Consider the following 17,219-nt stretch of genomic DNA (forward strand, 5'->3'; position numbering starts at 1 on the left):
ATATTCCGTTTGTCATTGAAAAATAAAATTACCCAATGAAAAAATTCACCTCTGTAAGCGATATTGAAAACTTACAGGAAATCATAAAAAAAGCGTTACAGATTAAAGAAAATCCTCTTTCGGAAACTGAGAAAGGAAAAGGAAAAACAATTGGACTTGTATTTTTAAATTCAAGTTTGAGAACACGTTTAAGCAGTCAGATTGCAGCACAAAATTTAGGTTTAAATGTTTTGACGTTAAACGCAGCTCAGGAAGCCTGGAACTTAGAATTCGCAGACGGAGCCGTCATGAATGGCGATACCGTAGAACATATCAAAGATGCCATTGAAGTATTAAATCAATATTGCGATATCATCGCAGTTCGTTGTTTTGCAGGAATGAAAAGCAAGGAAGATGATGTTAACGAAAGTATTTTAAGCCAGTTCGAGCAACATGCAAAAGTTCCGGTGATCTCTTTGGAATCGGCTACCCGTCATCCTCTGCAAAGTTTGGCAGATTGTATCACGATTACCGAAAACTGGAAAGAAGAACGCAAGCCGAAAGTGGTTTTAACTTGGGCGCCCCACATCAAACCGATCGCTCATGCAGTGGGAAATTCTTTCGCAGAATGGATGCAGGAAATGGATGTTGAGTTAGTGATTGCTAATCCTGAAGGCTATGATTTGGATAAAAATTTCACGAAAGATGTAAAAGTGGTTCATAATCAGGATGAAGCGTTGAAAGATGCAGATTTTATTTATGTGAAAAACTGGTCATCATTTGATGATTACGCAGCAATGCCTGAAGTGAAAGAAAGCTGGATGCTGACGAATGAAAAATTGGAAAAGACTAATAACGCAAAAGTAATGCACTGCCTTCCGGTTCGTCGTAATGTAGAGTTAAGTGATGAGGTGATGGATGGTAAAAATTCTATTATTTATCAACAGGCAAAAAATCGAATTTTCTCGGCTCAATCGGTTTTCTCTGAAATTTTAGATGAATTGAATTCAAAATAAAATAATGAAGGAAAAGCTTTTCGTTATAAAAATAGGAGGTGCTTTAATTGATGATGAAGAATTATTGAATGAATTTCTCGAGCAGTTTTCTGAAATTAAAGACAAGAAAATCCTTGTTCATGGAGGCGGAAAATTAGCTACAACATTGGCTGATAAATTGGGTGTTGAACAAAAAATGATCAACGGACGAAGAATCACAGATAAAGAGACTTTGGATATTGTGGCGATGGTCTATGCGGGAGGAATCAACAAAAATATTGTGGCAAAACTTCAGCAGAAAAAATGTAAAGCAATAGGATTTTCGGGAGCTGATGCCAATTTAATTAAAGCCAAAAAAAGAGAACACGCAGAAATAGATTTCGGATTTGTAGGAGATATTGAAAAGAAAAACGTGAACAAGAAATTAATCTCAAAATTCATTAAACTTAATCTGGTTCCGGTTTTTTCCGCTATTACGCACGACAAAAAAGGAAATCTTTTCAATACCAATGCAGATACGATTGCTTCGGTTATTGCTCAGGCTTTGTCTTCAAAATATGATGTAGAATTATTGTACTGTTTTGATAAAGAAGGCGTTTTGGAAGATGTAAACAATCCTGAATCTGTTATCAAAAATATTTCTGAAGGAGAATTTTCAACATTAAAAAATGAAGGAAAATTACACAAAGGAATTTTACCCAAACTGGAAAACGCTCTTGAAGCTGTGAAAAATAGTGTAAATAAGGTTTTTTTAATCAAAGAAACCCAACTGAAAAACCATACAGAACACCATCATGCAGGAACTGAAATCTGTTTATAGTAAAGAAGAATTACTGAATAACGCAGTGTATTTGTTGAAAAAACTGATTGAGATTCCGTCATTCAGCAAAGATGAATATAATACGTCAGTAGAAATTGAAAACTTTTTCAAAAAGCACCAAATTCCTGCCAAACGTTTTAAAAATAACATCTGGGCAGTCAATAAAAATTTTGATGTTTTCAAACCGTCAATTTTGCTGAATACCCATCATGACACCGTAAAACCAAATAAAGCGTATACGTTAGATCCGTTTTTAGCGATTGAAAAAGACGGAAAATTATTCGGACTGGGAAGTAATGATGCAGGAGCTTCTTTGGTATCTATGGCGCAGGTTTTTTTGCATTTTTATGCTCAGAAAGATTTACAATATAATATAGTGATTGCTTTGACAGCCGAGGAAGAGATTTCAGGTTTTGATGGTATTGAAGCTTTATTTCCCCAACTGCCGAATATCGAACTCGCTATTGTTGGAGAACCAACGCAAATGAATTTAGCGATCGCAGAAAAAGGATTGCTGGTCATTGACGGGGAAATAAAAGGAACTCCCTCTCACGCAGCTCATCCGAATGACGATAACTCGATTGTAAAATGTATGGAAGATTTGCAGCAAATTTTAAGCTTTAAATTTCCAAAAGTTTCGGATTATTTGGGTGAAGTTAAAGTTACGCTGTCGGAAATTCACGCCGGAGTTCAGCATAATGTCGTTCCGGAATCATGCACTTTCACTTTGGATGTTCGGGTTACCGATGAATATTCTAATGAAGAAGCATTTGAAATTATCCAGTCAAAGATGAAATCAACCTTAACGGCGAGGTCTTTCAGATTAAATTCTTCAAAAATCGAAGTTGATCATCCGTTTGTAGAGGCAGGTATGGAAATCGGGAGGACAACTTACGGTTCACCAACTTCATCCGATCAGGCAATCATTCCTTGTACATCGGTAAAACTCGGTCCCGGCGACAGCAAACGCTCTCACACTGCGGATGAATACATCTATATAAAGGAAATAGAAGAGGGAATTGAGATTTATATCAAGATGCTTGAAAAGGTTTTATAAAGAAAGAAGTTAGATTTTAGAAACTAGAAGTTAGAGAGTAATACTTCTTTGTAACTATATCTATATCTAAATCTATATCTAAATCTAAATCTAAATCTAAATCTAAAATCTAACTTCTAATATCTAATATCTAAAAAGAGAATTATGAAAAAAATATGGCAAAAAGACGACAACGCCACTAATATAGTAGTCAACAAATTTACAGTCGGGAAAGATCTTGACTTTGATGAACGTTTGGCAAAATACGATGTCAAAGGATCAATGGCGCACTGTACAATGTTGGCAAAAGTCGGTATTATTTCCAGTGAAGAATCACAGCAGATGTTAATTGTTTTAGCGGAAATTTTAGAAGAAATCGAGAACGGAATTTTCACAATGGATAAAAATGCGGAAGATATTCATTCACAGATAGAATCTGTTTTAATTGAAAAATTAGGTGATACAGGAAAGAAAATTCACACGGCTCGTTCAAGAAATGATCAGGTTTTGCTGGATATTAAACTGTATTTGTTAGATGAAATTCGTGAAATCACAGTGTTGACAGACGAGTTTTTTCAAATATTAATTAAACTGGCAGAGCAGCATAAAAATGTCCTTCTTCCGGGGTATACCCATTTACAAATTGCAATGCCTTCATCATTTGGTTTGTGGTTTGGAGCTTATGCAGAAGCATTGTTGGATGATGTTGAAATGCTGTTTTCAGTGAAGAATATAATTAATAAAAATCCACTGGGTTCCGCGGCAGGTTATGGTTCTTCTTTCCCGATCGACCGTGAGAGTACGACTTATAATTTAGGTTTCCAGTCGATGAATTATAATTCGGTATATGCTCAGATGACACGAGGAAAATCAGAGAAAATGTTGTCGATGGCAATGGCTACTTTGGCAGGAACGTTAGGGAAATTTGCGTATGATGTTTGTTTGTATTTAAGTCAGAACTTTGATTTTATAAGCTTTCCTAAAGAGTTTACGACAGGAAGCAGCATCATGCCGCACAAGAAAAATCCGGATATTTTTGAGCTGGTTCGTGCGCGCTGCAACAGAATTCAGTCGTTGCCGAATGAATTTATTTTGCTGACCAATAATCTTCCTTCAGGTTATCACCGAGATATGCAGCTGACGAAGGAAATTCTTTTTCCAGCAATCGATTCTCTGAAAGAGTGTTTGGAGATTTTAAGCTATACATTACCCAATATTCAGGTGAAAGATGGAATTCTGGAAGATGAAAAGTATCAATATCTTTTCAGTGTAGAGAAAATTAATGAAGAAGTGAAAAACGGAAGCTCATTCCGTGATGCGTATGTGAAAGTAGGGCAGGAGATTGAAAATAATGAGTTTGATTTTGAAATTAAAAATTTAAATCATACTCATCAGGGAAGCATTGGAAATCTTTGTCTGGATAAAATTGAATATCAGTTTAATAAGTTGAAAAACAAATTATTGGGTTAGTAATTGTATCATCATAACATTCTCTTACTGTATTTTATTTTTTAAAATATACAAAACTGAATTAAGTTTATCATCGTAATCAATGATCATAATAAAGTTTACCGATTTATCTAAAAAAGCTCTAAAGTCAGAGAATTCTTGAGCTTTCTTATCGTCACAAACGGATTGATTAGTACTTTTTAATTTTATTCCTGATGGTGACAGAGTTATAAAACATTTTCCTGTAAAGCGATTGCAGGGATTCATACCACCTCCATTTAGATACAAATTGAAGTTTGGTTTATTTCCTTTGATATATGTTTCAGAAGTTTTTGCAAAAAAATTATCAACTTTAAGAAAATCGTTGGAAGTTGCTACAGGAAGTTCTTTAAATTTATCTGAAAAATCAAAAGTGGTATTGTTATCAATATCTAAGAAATATTCAGGTTGAATATTTTTTGAATAATTGAATTTCCGAAGCTTATTATTTTTAAAAGAAATAATAAAATTACAAGTATCGATATTGTCGTTTGAAGAATATTTTGATTTTGAATAAAACTTAACATCATCATTTTCAAATGTTTTAATTAGCACTTTTAATTTTGTTGTGTCCGATTTCGAAAAATAATTAATATTTTCAAGCTTTTTGATTTCCTTGTTGTTATCCACAAACCAACTGATATATGAATCTTTTTCAATTATAAAATTATTAATGATTGTGGAATATTTATTTATTATGATTGAATCAATAATATTTCCAGTAGAATCTAATTTTACGATTACATTTTTGTCTTTGTCTGAAGAATGATTTTTCTCAACATAAACATATTTATTATCAAAGAGTAATGGGGAATAAAAATGCAGATAATTATGGTTGTTTGTGCTATCAGAAGTTATTATTTTAGAGATTTGTCCATCAAGATAAAGTTCTGCGACAGTTTTGTATTTTGTTGTATCAATTTTATTATCGATGAGAAATTGATTTTTCTTCTCTATTTTCCATCGGGAGTCACGACATGAGACCAAAAAAGTAATTGCTATTAGTATTCCTATTATTGATTTCATCTTACCCCAAATCAATCTTAAACTTAGTAGACTTCTTCACCTCATGAAGCACAATCGAACTGTGATACTGCCCGATACTGGGAATATTTGAAATGACATTGACGGTAAATTCATTATAAGAATTAATGTCTTTGGCAATGATTTTCAGCATATAGTCATATTCGCCGGAAAGACTGGTAATTTCCTGAACTTCATCATGCTGCATGATATTTTTCTCGAACGTTTCCAACACTTTTTTGGATTGTTCTTTCAGGCGAACGTTGCAGTAAACAACAATATTCAAACCCAGTTTTTCACGATTCAGAAGACCGACATATTTCTCAATAACTCCCTGTTTTTCCAACTGTTTGATACGTTCATAGGTCGGAGTAAAGGTCAAGCCTATTTTCTCTGAAATTTCTTTCACCGAGAAAGTAGAGTCCTCCTGAATTATGCTGAGAATCATCCTGTCTTTTGCGTCCATAAACTTGTTTTTGAATTCTAACAAAAATATTAAGAATAAATGAGAATTACCAGGTGATTGAAGTTTTTTAATTTTTTTAAAATTTCACTTTGCCATGTTAACCAAATGTTATACCTTTGCACCTAATGAATAACACAGTATTTATATCATTAGAATTACCGGGCGTAGACGTCCTTTACGATATTTATTTATTTTAAGCGAAGATATTTTCTTCGCTTTTTTTTTGTAAAAAATTTAAGATATTATGTTTACGATTACAGAACTAAGCACCGAGAGAATCAACAGTATACTGGCAGAAGCGATGGCTTTTGCGAATGGAAAAACTGCTAAAATTGAAGGAGAAGTTTTTTGCTCAAATCTTTTCTTTGAAGACAGTACAAGAACCAAAACAAGCTTTGATATTGCCGAAAGAAAATTGGGTTTGCAGGTGGTTCCGTTTGATGCTTCAAACAGTTCTGTCAATAAGGGTGAAAGTTTATATGACACGGTAAAAACAATTGAAAGTTTAGGGGTAAATCTGGTGGTAATCAGAGACAAAAAAGACAGATATTTTGATGATTTAAAAAATATAACGATTCCTGTGATCAACGGTGGAGACGGAACGGGAAATCATCCATCCCAATGTATGCTGGATCTGATGACGATTTATCAAGAATTCGGGACTTTTGAAGGGTTAAAAGTAGGAATTGTAGGAGATGTAAAACACAGCCGGGTTGCCAATTCTAATGCAGAAGCATTAAGAAGATTGGGAGCGAAAGTTTATTTCTCCGGACCGGAACAATGGTTTGACGAAGGAGCTTTAATTAACGGAACTTATCTTTCTGTTGATGAAATGATTAAAGATGTGGATGTATTGATGCTGTTAAGAATTCAGCACGAGAGACACGATGCAAAAATGAGTTTCTCAGCTTCGGAATACCATAGAAAATATGGGTTGACGAAGGGCAGAGAAAAAAACATGAAAAAGGAAGCCATCATCATGCATCCCGCTCCCATCAACAGAGGAGTTGAAATCGATACTGATTTGGTGGAATGCGAACGCTCAAGAATTTTCAAACAAATGCAGAACGGTGTTTTCGCAAGAATGGCAATCCTGAAAAATGCTTTGGAAGAGAAAGGGTTTTCTTTCAAGTAAAAAACTAAAGGTTTAAAAGCCAGTAAAAGTTCATAAATAAATGGCTCTAAAATTCCCCTCCTTTGGAGGGGTGGCAAAAATTCAAAGAATTTTTGACGGGGTGGTTAAAAATAAGATCATCAAATAAAGGATGATTTAAAAAAGATAAAATAGAAATAAAGATAAAAAGTTAAAATGAAGAAAAAATTAATACTGGAGTCCGGTGAAGTATTTCATGGAGAAGGTTTCGGAGCAGAATTGGAAACAGCAGGTGAGGTGGTTTTCAATACCGGAATGACGGGATATCAGGAATTGATTTCTGACCCATCTTACTGCGGTCAGATTGTTTGCATGACCTATCCGCTGATCGGAAATTACGGGATCAACCGTGATGACTACGAAAGCATAGAACCTGCAATCAAAGGTCTTATTGTAAAAGAAATTTGCGATTTGCCTTCCAATTTCCGTACTCAGATTACATTACAGGAATTGTTTAAAAAGAAAAATCTTTCGGGTATTTCAGGGATTGATACCAGAAGACTGACCAGAATTCTTCGTAATTCAGGAGTGGTAAAGGGAAAAATCGTTAATGCAGATGCAGACGAAAATACCACTGTTGAAGAATTAAAATCAACGACCTTTCCAACTAATCAGGTGGAGCAGGTTTCTACGAAAACTTCTTATGCAAATCCTGGAAGAGGACTTAAAGTTGTGCTTGTAGATTTTGGTTCTAAATTAGGAATAATCAGAGAATTATCTCAAAGAAACTGCGACATAATCGTGGTTTCGCAAGACACTACGGCAGAAGATATTTTACTGATGGATCCGGATGGAATCATGCTGTCCAACGGTCCCGGAGATCCTGAAGATAACCAACATGCTTTAGACATGATCCGCGGATTATTAGGAAAAGTTCCCATCTTCGGAATTTGTCTCGGACACCAATTGATCGGGTTGGCTTGCGGAGCTAAAACGTTCAAGTTAAAATTCGGACACAGAGGAGGAAATCACCCGGTTTTAGATTTAGAAAAAAATAAAGTGGCAATTACTTCTCAAAACCACGGTTATGCTGTTGATCAGGAAAGTTTAAAAGGAACAGATTTAATTGAAACACACATCGCATTGAACGACAGAACAAACGAAGGTCTGAAACACAAAATTCACCCTTGTTTCTCCGTACAATATCACCCGGAAGCAAGCCCGGGTCCTGAAGATGCGAACTACTTATTTGATGATTTCATCACGTTGATGGAAGATTTTAAAAAATAATTTAGATTTCAGATATTAGACATCAGATAACAGACTTTACATGCACAATTTTGAGAAATTAATTTTTTGGCAGAAATCAATAGGACTTGCAAAAGAAGTTTATATAATTTGTGCTGAATTGCCAAAAGATGAAAAATTTGGTTTGATTTCTCAGATTAAAAGATCTGCAGTTTCAATTCCGTCAAATATTGCGGAAGGAGCAGGAAGGAACAATGACAGAGAATTTTACCATTTTCTTGGAATTGCAAATGCTTCTTCTTTTGAGTTACAAACTCAATTGATCTTAACTAGAGAGCTCAATTTATTAAATGCAGAAAAAGTCAACAGTTTAATATCAAATCTAAATGAAATTCAACGAATGATTTATTCATTTAAATCTAATCTAAAAAAGTAAACACAATATTGGAAGTCTGAAATCTGAAATCTGACATCTAGTATCTAAAAAAAAGAAAATGGCAAAACGTACAGATATAAAAACAATTTTAGTAATCGGTTCCGGACCAATTATCATCGGTCAGGCAGCAGAATTTGATTACGCAGGAACGCAGGCTTGTCTTTCCCTGAGAGAGGAGGGTTACAAGGTGATTTTGATCAACTCAAATCCTGCAACGATTATGACGGATGTTGAAATCGCTGATAAAGTTTACATCGAGCCGATTTCACTTCAGTTTGTAAGTCACATTATCAGAAAAGAACGTCCGGATGCACTTTTACCGACTCTTGGCGGACAAACAGGTCTGAACATGGCGGTAGAATTGGAAAATTCAGGGATTCTTGAAGAATGTAAAGTTGAGGTGTTAGGAACTACACTTTCAGCCATCAACAGAGCGGAAGACAGAGATTTGTTCCGTGAATTGATGAGAGAATTAAATGAGCCCGTTCCTGAATCTGATATTGTAAACACAGTAGAAGGAGCACTTCGTTTTGCTGAAGAAATCGGTTATCCGGTGATTGTTCGTCCTGCCTTCACAATGGGCGGAACAGGTGGCGGAATTGCTGCAGACGAAATCGAATTAAAAGAAATTGCTGAACTAGGTTTAAAATACAGCCCGGTTACACAATGCTTGATCGAAAGATCAATCGCAGGTTTCAAAGAAATAGAATACGAAGTAATGCGTGATGCAAATGACAACGCAATTGTGGTTTGTAACATGGAAAATATAGATCCCGTGGGAGTTCACACCGGTGACTCAATCGTTGTAGCACCTTCTCAGACACTTTCCGACAGAGAATATCAGATGTTGAGAAATGCTTCACTGAAAATCATCAGAGCATTAGGAATTGAAGGCGGTTGTAACGTGCAGTTGGCTTTAGACCCAGATTCATTTGATTATTATATCATCGAAGTAAATCCGAGAGTTTCCCGCTCATCGGCTTTGGCGAGTAAGGCAACAGGTTACCCGATTGCGAAAATTGCTGCAAAAATTGCTGTAGGATTGACTTTAGATGAAATAATGAATCCGGTTACAGGTAAAACTTACGCTTGCTTCGAGCCGGCTTTGGACTATGTGGTAACAAAATTCCCAAGATTCCCTTTCGATAAATTTGAGACTGCAGACAGAAGATTGTCTACTCAGATGAAAGCAACAGGTGAAGTAATGGCGATCGGAAGAAACTTCGAAGAATCTTTACAGAAAGCAGTACGTTCTCTCGAAACAGGCTTAAGACATTTAGGTTTAAAAACAAAACAGGCTGCAGCTTTAACAGACGAAGATATCGAAAGAAGAATCAGAGTTTGTGATGACGAAAGATTGTTTATCATCTGTGATGCCTTAAGAAGAGGCTATGATTGGGAACAAATTGTAGAATGGAGTAAAATTGATAAATTCTTCATCTGGAAATTAAAGAAGCTCATTGATTTCGAAAAAATAATTGCAGCCAACAGATTTGATAAAGAAATTCTTATTCAGTCTAAAAAACTAGGTTTCTCAGATCAGAATATTGCTCATCTGTGGGAATCTACACAGCGAGAAGTATATAATTTCAGAAAAGAAAACGGAATTGTGCCTGTCTATAAAATGGTAGACACCTGCGCTGCAGAATTTGAATCTGAAACCCCATATTTCTACGGAACATACGAAGAGGAAAATGAATCTGTAGTTACCGATAAAGAAAAAATCATCGTTTTGGGTTCAGGACCCATCAGAATCGGACAGGGAGTTGAGTTTGATTACGCAACGGTTCACTCGGTTTGGGCAATCAAAGAAATGGGTTACGAAGCGATTATCATCAACAATAACCCGGAAACTGTTTCTACAGACTTCTCGATTTCAGATAAATTATACTTCGAACCTTTGACGGAAGAAGATGTAATGAGCATCATCGACCTTGAAAAACCAATGGGAGTTGTGGTGCAGTTTGGAGGTCAGACCGCAATCAACTTAGCAGATAAATTAGCAGCTTATGGAGTGAAAATCTTCAGGAACTTCACTTGAAGATCTTGACAGAGCTGAAAACAGAGATAAGTTCGAAAAAGCCCTTCAGGAAATGGGAATTCCCCAGCCTTTAGGAAAAACTTCGACTTCAAAAGAAGAAGCCATTGTGATTGCAAACGAAATTGGTTATCCGGTTTTGGTTCGTCCAAGTTACGTTTTGGGAGGCAGAGCAATGGAAATTGTATACACTGAATCAGAATTGGCTCACTATATGGAATTTGCGGTAGATGCGAGTCCTGATCAGCCTGTATTGGTCGACCGTTATATTACCGGAAGAGAAGTGGAGGTCGACGCAATCTGCGACGGCGAAACGGTAATTATTCCGGGAATTATGGAGCATATTGAAAGAGCTGGAGTTCACTCTGGTGACTCAATTGCGGTATATCCTCCACAGAATGTTTCTCCGGAAGAAATCAAAACGTTGGTAGATTATACCGAAAGATTGGCTAAAGGGTTGAATGTGATTGGTTTAATGAATATTCAATACGTTCTTTTTGAAGGAAATGTATATGTGATTGAAGTGAATCCGCGTTCATCAAGAACGGTTCCTTTCTTATCTAAAATTACCGATGTTCCGATGGCAAACTTGGCGACAAAAGCAATTCTAGGTCAGAAACTGAAAGATTTAGGTTACCAAAACGGACTGGTTCCAAATAAAGAAGGCGTTTTCGTGAAAGTTCCTGTATTCTCTTTCTCAAAACTAACGAAAGTGGATATCTCTTTAGGTCCGGAAATGAAATCTACAGGAGAAGTGATGGGGAAAGACACCACTTTGGAAAAAGCTTTATATAAAGGATTGGTTGCAGCAGGAAGAAAAGTTCCGATGCACGGTTCAATCTTGTTTACGGTAGCAGATAAACACAAGCAGGAAGCGGCAGATTTGGCAGCGAGGTTTCATGAAGTTGGTTTCAGAATCTGGGCAACCGAAGGAACAGCAAAATTCTTTGAAGAACAAGGAATCCCTTGTAAAATCGGGTACAAAATAGGAGAGGAGAGTGTCAATCTTATCGACCTGATTCAGAAAGGAAAAGTTCAGTATGTTGTCAATACCATGACCAAAGGAAAACAGTCTGAAAGAGACGGTTTCCAGATCAGAAGAATGAGTGTAGAAAACGGTGTACCTTGTTTAACATCAATGGATACTGTTGAAGCAATCCTGAAAGTGATTGAAAGCATGACATTTAAAATGGAGGCAATGTAGCTTTCAGATTAAGAATATATTACAAAACGCATCTTTTTAAGGTGCGTTTTTTTTTATGATCAATGGATAAGAAAAATTGTATAATTTAGATTTTAATAAAATGATTAAAAATGTCAACACAAAATTTCTCATATACATTTTCAACTTCCCGATCGGCAGAAGAAGTTTTCAATATTGTAATGAATCCAAAAAAATGGTGGATTGGTTTACACAACGAGATCATTACCGGAAATTATGAAAAACTGGATGATGTATTTACTTTCAGTGCCGGAAATGGAGCGCACAATTCCGTTCAAAAATTAGTGGAATTTATTCCCAATGAAAAAATAGTTTGGGAAGTTGTTGACAGCAATTTATCTTTTTTAAAAGAGACTAATGAGTGGACGGGAACCAAAATCAGTTTCAACATTTCTAAAGAAAACAACCATTTAATAATTGATTTTACTCATGATGGTTTAGTTCCAAAATTTGAATGCTATGAAGGTTGTTCAGGTGCTTGGTCACAATATTTGGAAAATCTGAAAATATATTGAACAACTAACTCTAAAAAATAAAATTATTATATGGCCATGATGATGGGAATGTAATCTCTTATTTTTATCTTTTAAATCAAATTAATGTGAAATTTTTATCTTTTTTTTAGCTAAAAATTAAAATAAATACATATAATATTTATCTTTAAAATCTACAAACAGAAATTAAAAAAAACAGAATGACGAAACATCAGCAAAGAGTAACTGAAGTCTACCACTTTTTTGAAAATAAAGATACTGTTTTGGGTTTCAGGAAATTGCTCGACTGTGCAATCGATACTCAGAATATGGAAATTTACAAAGAAGCCATTGAGTTAACCGATTGGAAAGAAACCAGTAATCATACAATAGATGATTTTATTGAAAAATCCTTAATTCTTCTTCAGAAAATAGAAAAAAATCAAGTTCAGGAGCATTCTGCTGAAAAATCTGTACTCAGGGCAAAAAATATTATAAAATCATACGGAAGCAACCGATTTTCACTCGGTCCCGTTTCTATGGAAATCAAGAAAGGTCAGGTTTACGGTTTAGTTGGTGAAAACGGCAACGGTAAAACCTCACTTTTAAGGATTCTGGCAAAGGAAATTTCATTTAATGAAGGCGATCTGAGTTATTCTTTTAATATCGAACCGAAAGATGATTATGATCTTTGTACAAAGCTGGTTTACATTCCTCAACGTACCGAAAAATGGTACGGAAGTCTGAAAGATAACTTGAAATTTGTACTTGCAAATTATGGTGTAAATCCTGAAGAGAATGAACTTCGTACTTTGATGATGATTGCCCGTCTCGGGCTTTGGAATTATAAACATCTGAAATGGAATGAATTATCTTCCGGCTATAAAATGCGTTTCGAATTAGCCAGAACACTTTTAAGAAAACCCGAAATTTTACTTTTAGACGAACCTTTAGCAAATCTTGATGTTTTGGCTCAACAGGTTATTCTGGAAGATTTAAAATCAATTGCAAACTCTGTCAACAATCCTATTGCTTTGATTCTGAGTTCACAACAATTATACGAAGTAGAGAAAGTTTCGGATAAAGTTATTTTCCTGAAAAACGGAAAGTACAAAGATAATTCTGAAACTTGATAACACAGAAAATGGAAATTTGATTATCGAAATTGATACTCCGGAATCCAGAGAACATCTTCTTGAGATTTTCAAAGATTTTAGTTTGGAAAAACTTAATTTCAACGGTGGTGTTTATGTTGCCTATTTCTCTTCGGATACCGAATTTCATCAGGTTATTGCAACTTTGGGACAGGCAAAAACAGACTTGGTGTATATCAGAAATATTTCATCTTCTACGAGAAGATTTTTCGTTAATTAATCTTCTTTAATTCAAATTAAAATGCAAAAAATAAATAAATTCAATCAATTTCTGCTTGAAAAATATCCTACTATCTGGAACACCAAAATCGTTTGGATGCTTTTGGCGGGATTCATCATTCATATTTTGTTTTTCATCACTGGTTTTATCTCACATATCAATCCTGTTTCTCTTCAGACATCAAATGTTAAAGACGATTATTACCGTGACGGGATTATTTTGGTACATATCATAATTTCTATTTTGATGATTGTAGGATGGCTCATTATAATGTTTAAAAACAATGCATTCAAGAACTTTTATCCTCAGTCGAAAGCAAAGCTTTTTTCACAATTTTTTCAGTATTTTGTGATTATTTTTGTCTGCACTACTTTTTATTTCTCATACATGGTTGGTTTTAAGATGTTTATTGATAATAAATATCCTGATTCTGAGATGAAAGAAAATATCCAAATCATCAATCGTGGAAATGCTTTTTTAAGTCAGAATTTAGAATTGTATACTTTAGACAATCGTCTTTCACCAAAACCTTTCTACGATTTGTATTGCGAAACAGACATCAAAAAAATAGACCGTACGAAGAAATATTTTGTTTTTTACGACAGAGTTTATCAATTCAATTCTTTATACTCAAAAACATCTTATCAAAAAGATCTCTATAAGAATTTCCTTACACCAGAGCCTGAAAATTCTCAAAAGAAAGAAGCTGTTTTTTCTTTTAAAAATGGTTATAAATCAGAAACATTTTACTTTAAAAGAGATGTTGTGGATGTTTCTTCCTATTTAAGAAGTACTCAGATGAGTTTCTATAATTTTTCAGATGTTTTTTATGATTATAAATCTGATGGTCAAGCATTTTTAGAGGATTACAGTTTATATAATCAAAACATTAATAATATTGAGTTTAAAAGAAAAAGAGCCGAAATCAATAGAAAAACTGCTGAACTTTTAGATAAAAATAATTCGGCGGAAATTGAAAAACTTCTTTCACAATTTTTAGCAATATCCAATAAATTCGGGATCGAAAATAATCTTGATGTCAAGCAATGGACAAAAATGGTTTATGCACCGCAGGATTTTAATGTTCATTATTTTATAAAAAAATATAAACCTTTAAAAGGTGAAAAATATGATGTCAATAACAGACCACTTAATAACGAAGGAGATTATATAGTAACAGAAACTGTTGATGATAACGCTGCCGCAGTTGTAAATGGAGTAATTGTGGATGATTCAATACACATCAGAGAGCTAAACCCGGAAATAGACAAACAAATTTCCCCCGAAGATTATTTTAAAAAGAATATCACAGATTATTACTATTATACAGACAATCTGAAAGATTTTTTAACAAGTGTAGATGATGTAAAATCTTATGATTTCTTTTCTGAAAATATCCATATTTATCTTTGGCTTGCTTTTTTTCTCTCAACATTTATTCTTAGTTTCAGAATTACAGGTTTAAAATCATTATTATTCAGTATCATTTCTGCGGGACTTTTGACTTTAGCGGTTGTTTTGGTGACGGTTTTATATTCAGTTTCTACGTCGGAAGGATTTGAATTTTTCGTTTCTTATTTAGCCTTAATTCTTTCTTTAATTATATTGGCAATACCTGTTTTATGGATGAAAAATTTTAGCAAGCTTGTCATTTCAATTTTTATGAATATTTCATTGAATGCCTTTGTACTTTTCTTAGCTCTTATTTTTGTAATAATTACAATTCATGAAAAGGAAGCTTGCAGAAACATTCAGAGTTATTGCGAAACAACTGTTGATGTTTTAGGATTAGGTTTAAGTTATATCATACTAATCTGTGGTTTCATTTTTACCTATTTTTACACAGCAATTCTCATGAAATGGAAAGCCAGACCTGAATAATTACACATACAGCCTCATAAGTTTTATTGTGAGGCTTTTTATTTTATTTAAAACATACTTTAACAAAATTTATCAAGATCAGCCGATAATTTATAACTTCGATTTCGTAATTTTATCAAAATTAAAAAAAAGTGAAAAAAATATTATTTGCAGTTTGCATATCAGTTTCGGCTTTCGGTTTTGCACAGGATTATTCGGTACCGGCAGCAAGCCCGCGTCAGAAAGTTGAGCAGCAGTTTTCAATGTCAAAAATAAGCATCGATTACGGAAGGCCGGGTGTGAAAGGAAGAAAAATCTTCGGAGAATTAGTTCCTTACGGTCAGGTTTGGAGAGCGGGAGCAAACTCTTCAACGAAAATTACATTCGGACAGTCTGTAAATTTTGGCGGAAAAGTTGTTCCGGCAGGAACTTACGGTTTATTTATCGTGCCAACAGAAAAAGACTGGAAAGTCATTCTAAATAAAGATTTTCAGCAATGGGGTGCTTACACTTATGATGCTAAAAACGATGTAGTAGACGTCACTGTTCCGGTTAATAAATTAGCTGATAAACAAGAATGGTTTGAAATTACCATCAACCCGACAGATGAAAATTCAGGAAATCTGGTCATCAAATGGGATATGGCTCAGGCAGAAGTTCCTTTAAAACCTGCAAAACCGGAAGCGGTAACAAAAATCGCAGAGAAATTAAAAGAAATTAAAAAAATAGAATCTGACGCTGCAAAAGCAAAAAGCTAAGATTCAAAATTATACCCCATGAACTTTTCTATTCAACCTGTTTTAGAAAATGAAACATATCAATTAATCCCCTTACAGCAAGGGGATTTTGAGTTATTGTATGAAGTCGCTTCCGATCCTAAAGTCTGGGAACAGCATCCGAATAAAGACCGTTATAAAAGAGAAGTTTTTGAAAATTTTTTCAAAGGTGCGATGGAAAGTCGGGGCGCTTTTAAAATTATTGAAAAATCTTCAGGAGATATTTTAGGAAGTACCCGCTTTTATGATTTTGATAAATCTAAAAACAGCATTTTTATCGGATATACATTTTACGGAACAAATTCTTGGGGAAAAGGCATCAATCCTCAAATTAAAAAGCTGATGATTGATTATATTTTTCAGTTTACAGAGAAAGTTTATTTCCATATTGGCAAAGAGAATTTGCGTTCACAAATCGCTTTGGAAAGATTGGGCGGACAAAAAATTGCCGAAGAAGAAGTTGCTTATTTTGGTGAGCCTGCAAGAACCAATTTTGTCTATGAAATTAAAAAGAATCATTCATATGAAAAAATATAAAATTCAAAAATCCCCGTTTTTAGTTCCGACAACTGATGGAAAATTAATTGAAGAACATTGGGGAAATTCTACAAATAACCCTAATATTTCGATTGCTCACATGGTTGCCCCTCCGGATTGGAGCGAGCCGCATCAGACTCCCGAGTTTGATGAGTTTACCCTGGTTATCTCAGGAAAAAAGCAATTTGAAATTGACGGTGAAATTATAGTTTTAGAGAAAGGTCAAAGCATTTTAATCGAAAAAGGAGCAAGAGTGAGGTACAGCAATCCGTTCTCAGAACCTTGTGAATATATTGCGATTTGCCTACCTGCTTTTTCAATGGAATTGGTAAATAGAGAACAAGAAATCTTTTAA

General features: G+C 34.6%; 16 protein-coding genes and 1 pseudogene. 15 read left to right on the forward strand and 2 right to left on the reverse strand.

The genetic code is table 11. From position 1 onward, the window contains the following. The first annotated feature begins 35 nt into the window (after positions 1-35). The 4 genes from ACZZ9T_RS10790 to argH all read left to right on the forward strand — a co-directional run bounded on the left by ACZZ9T_RS10790 (position 36) and on the right by argH (position 4,300). The gene (locus ACZZ9T_RS10790; RefSeq protein ID WP_463442091.1) at positions 36-995 is read left to right on the forward strand and encodes an N-acetylornithine carbamoyltransferase; all 960 of its coding nucleotides are present in this window, start codon (positions 36-38) and stop codon (positions 993-995) included. Between the two features lie 4 nt (positions 996-999). Beyond that, complete coding sequence (gene argB, locus ACZZ9T_RS10795) at positions 1,000-1,794, forward strand: acetylglutamate kinase (protein WP_463442092.1); 795 nt, start codon at positions 1,000-1,002, stop codon at positions 1,792-1,794. Then, positions 1,769-2,851: a M20 family metallo-hydrolase gene (locus tag ACZZ9T_RS10800; protein WP_463442093.1), complete on the forward strand. Its 1,083-nt coding sequence runs from the start codon at positions 1,769-1,771 to the stop codon at positions 2,849-2,851. The genes argB and ACZZ9T_RS10800 overlap by 26 nt, the downstream gene beginning before the upstream one ends. Positions 2,852-2,995: 144 nt before the next feature. Beyond that, positions 2,996-4,300, forward strand: a complete 1,305-nt coding sequence (gene argH, locus ACZZ9T_RS10805; protein WP_463442094.1) for an argininosuccinate lyase — start codon at positions 2,996-2,998, stop codon at positions 4,298-4,300. A gap of 24 nt (positions 4,301-4,324) precedes the next feature. On the opposite strand, the gene ACZZ9T_RS10810 is transcribed toward argH, so the two are convergent. Both ACZZ9T_RS10810 and ACZZ9T_RS10815 read right to left on the reverse strand, forming a co-directional pair. Continuing rightward, the gene (locus ACZZ9T_RS10810; protein ID WP_463442095.1) at positions 4,325-5,344 is read right to left on the reverse strand and encodes a hypothetical protein; all 1,020 of its coding nucleotides are present in this window, start codon (positions 5,342-5,344) and stop codon (positions 4,325-4,327) included. 1 nt (position 5,345) lies between these two features. Next, entirely contained in the window at positions 5,346-5,807 is a 462-nt protein-coding gene (locus ACZZ9T_RS10815; RefSeq protein ID WP_463432001.1) for an Lrp/AsnC family transcriptional regulator, read from the reverse strand. A gap of 244 nt (positions 5,808-6,051) precedes the next feature. On the opposite strand from ACZZ9T_RS10815, the gene ACZZ9T_RS10820 reads away from it, so the two are divergent. The 11 genes and pseudogenes from ACZZ9T_RS10820 to ACZZ9T_RS10870 all read left to right on the forward strand — a co-directional run bounded on the left by ACZZ9T_RS10820 (position 6,052) and on the right by ACZZ9T_RS10870 (position 17,219). Next, the gene (locus ACZZ9T_RS10820; protein ID WP_463442096.1) at positions 6,052-6,942 is read left to right on the forward strand and encodes an aspartate carbamoyltransferase catalytic subunit; all 891 of its coding nucleotides are present in this window, start codon (positions 6,052-6,054) and stop codon (positions 6,940-6,942) included. Positions 6,943-7,116: 174 nt separating this feature from the next. Then, positions 7,117-8,190, forward strand: a complete 1,074-nt coding sequence (locus ACZZ9T_RS10825; protein ID WP_463432005.1) for a carbamoyl phosphate synthase small subunit — start codon at positions 7,117-7,119, stop codon at positions 8,188-8,190. Positions 8,191-8,230: 40 nt separating this feature from the next. Next, the gene (locus ACZZ9T_RS10830) at positions 8,231-8,584 is read left to right on the forward strand and encodes a four helix bundle protein (RefSeq protein ID WP_463442097.1); all 354 of its coding nucleotides are present in this window, start codon (positions 8,231-8,233) and stop codon (positions 8,582-8,584) included. Positions 8,585-8,642: 58 nt separating this feature from the next. Further along, a pseudogene (gene carB, locus ACZZ9T_RS10835) lies at positions 8,643-11,826 on the forward strand (carbamoyl-phosphate synthase large subunit). A gap of 110 nt (positions 11,827-11,936) precedes the next feature. Continuing rightward, positions 11,937-12,359: an SRPBCC family protein gene (locus tag ACZZ9T_RS10840; RefSeq protein ID WP_463442098.1), complete on the forward strand. Its 423-nt coding sequence runs from the start codon at positions 11,937-11,939 to the stop codon at positions 12,357-12,359. A 179-nt stretch (positions 12,360-12,538) separates the two neighbouring features. Next, a complete protein-coding gene (locus ACZZ9T_RS10845; RefSeq protein ID WP_463442099.1) occupies positions 12,539-13,450 on the forward strand; it encodes an ABC transporter ATP-binding protein in 912 nt (303 codons plus the stop codon). A 19-nt stretch (positions 13,451-13,469) separates the two neighbouring features. Then, positions 13,470-13,691: a hypothetical protein gene (locus tag ACZZ9T_RS10850; protein WP_463442100.1), complete on the forward strand. Its 222-nt coding sequence runs from the start codon at positions 13,470-13,472 to the stop codon at positions 13,689-13,691. Between the two features lie 21 nt (positions 13,692-13,712). Next, a complete protein-coding gene (locus ACZZ9T_RS10855; RefSeq protein ID WP_463442101.1) occupies positions 13,713-15,572 on the forward strand; it encodes a hypothetical protein in 1,860 nt (619 codons plus the stop codon). 131 nt (positions 15,573-15,703) lie between these two features. Next, a complete protein-coding gene (locus ACZZ9T_RS10860; protein ID WP_463432015.1) occupies positions 15,704-16,309 on the forward strand; it encodes a DUF2911 domain-containing protein in 606 nt (201 codons plus the stop codon). Between the two features lie 18 nt (positions 16,310-16,327). After that, positions 16,328-16,864: a GNAT family N-acetyltransferase gene (locus ACZZ9T_RS10865; RefSeq protein ID WP_463442102.1), complete on the forward strand. Its 537-nt coding sequence runs from the start codon at positions 16,328-16,330 to the stop codon at positions 16,862-16,864. Beyond that, the gene (locus ACZZ9T_RS10870; protein WP_463442103.1) at positions 16,851-17,219 is read left to right on the forward strand and encodes a cupin domain-containing protein; all 369 of its coding nucleotides are present in this window, start codon (positions 16,851-16,853) and stop codon (positions 17,217-17,219) included. The genes ACZZ9T_RS10865 and ACZZ9T_RS10870 overlap by 14 nt, the downstream gene beginning before the upstream one ends.

Source organism: Chryseobacterium sp. AC417 (genome assembly GCF_979258215.1).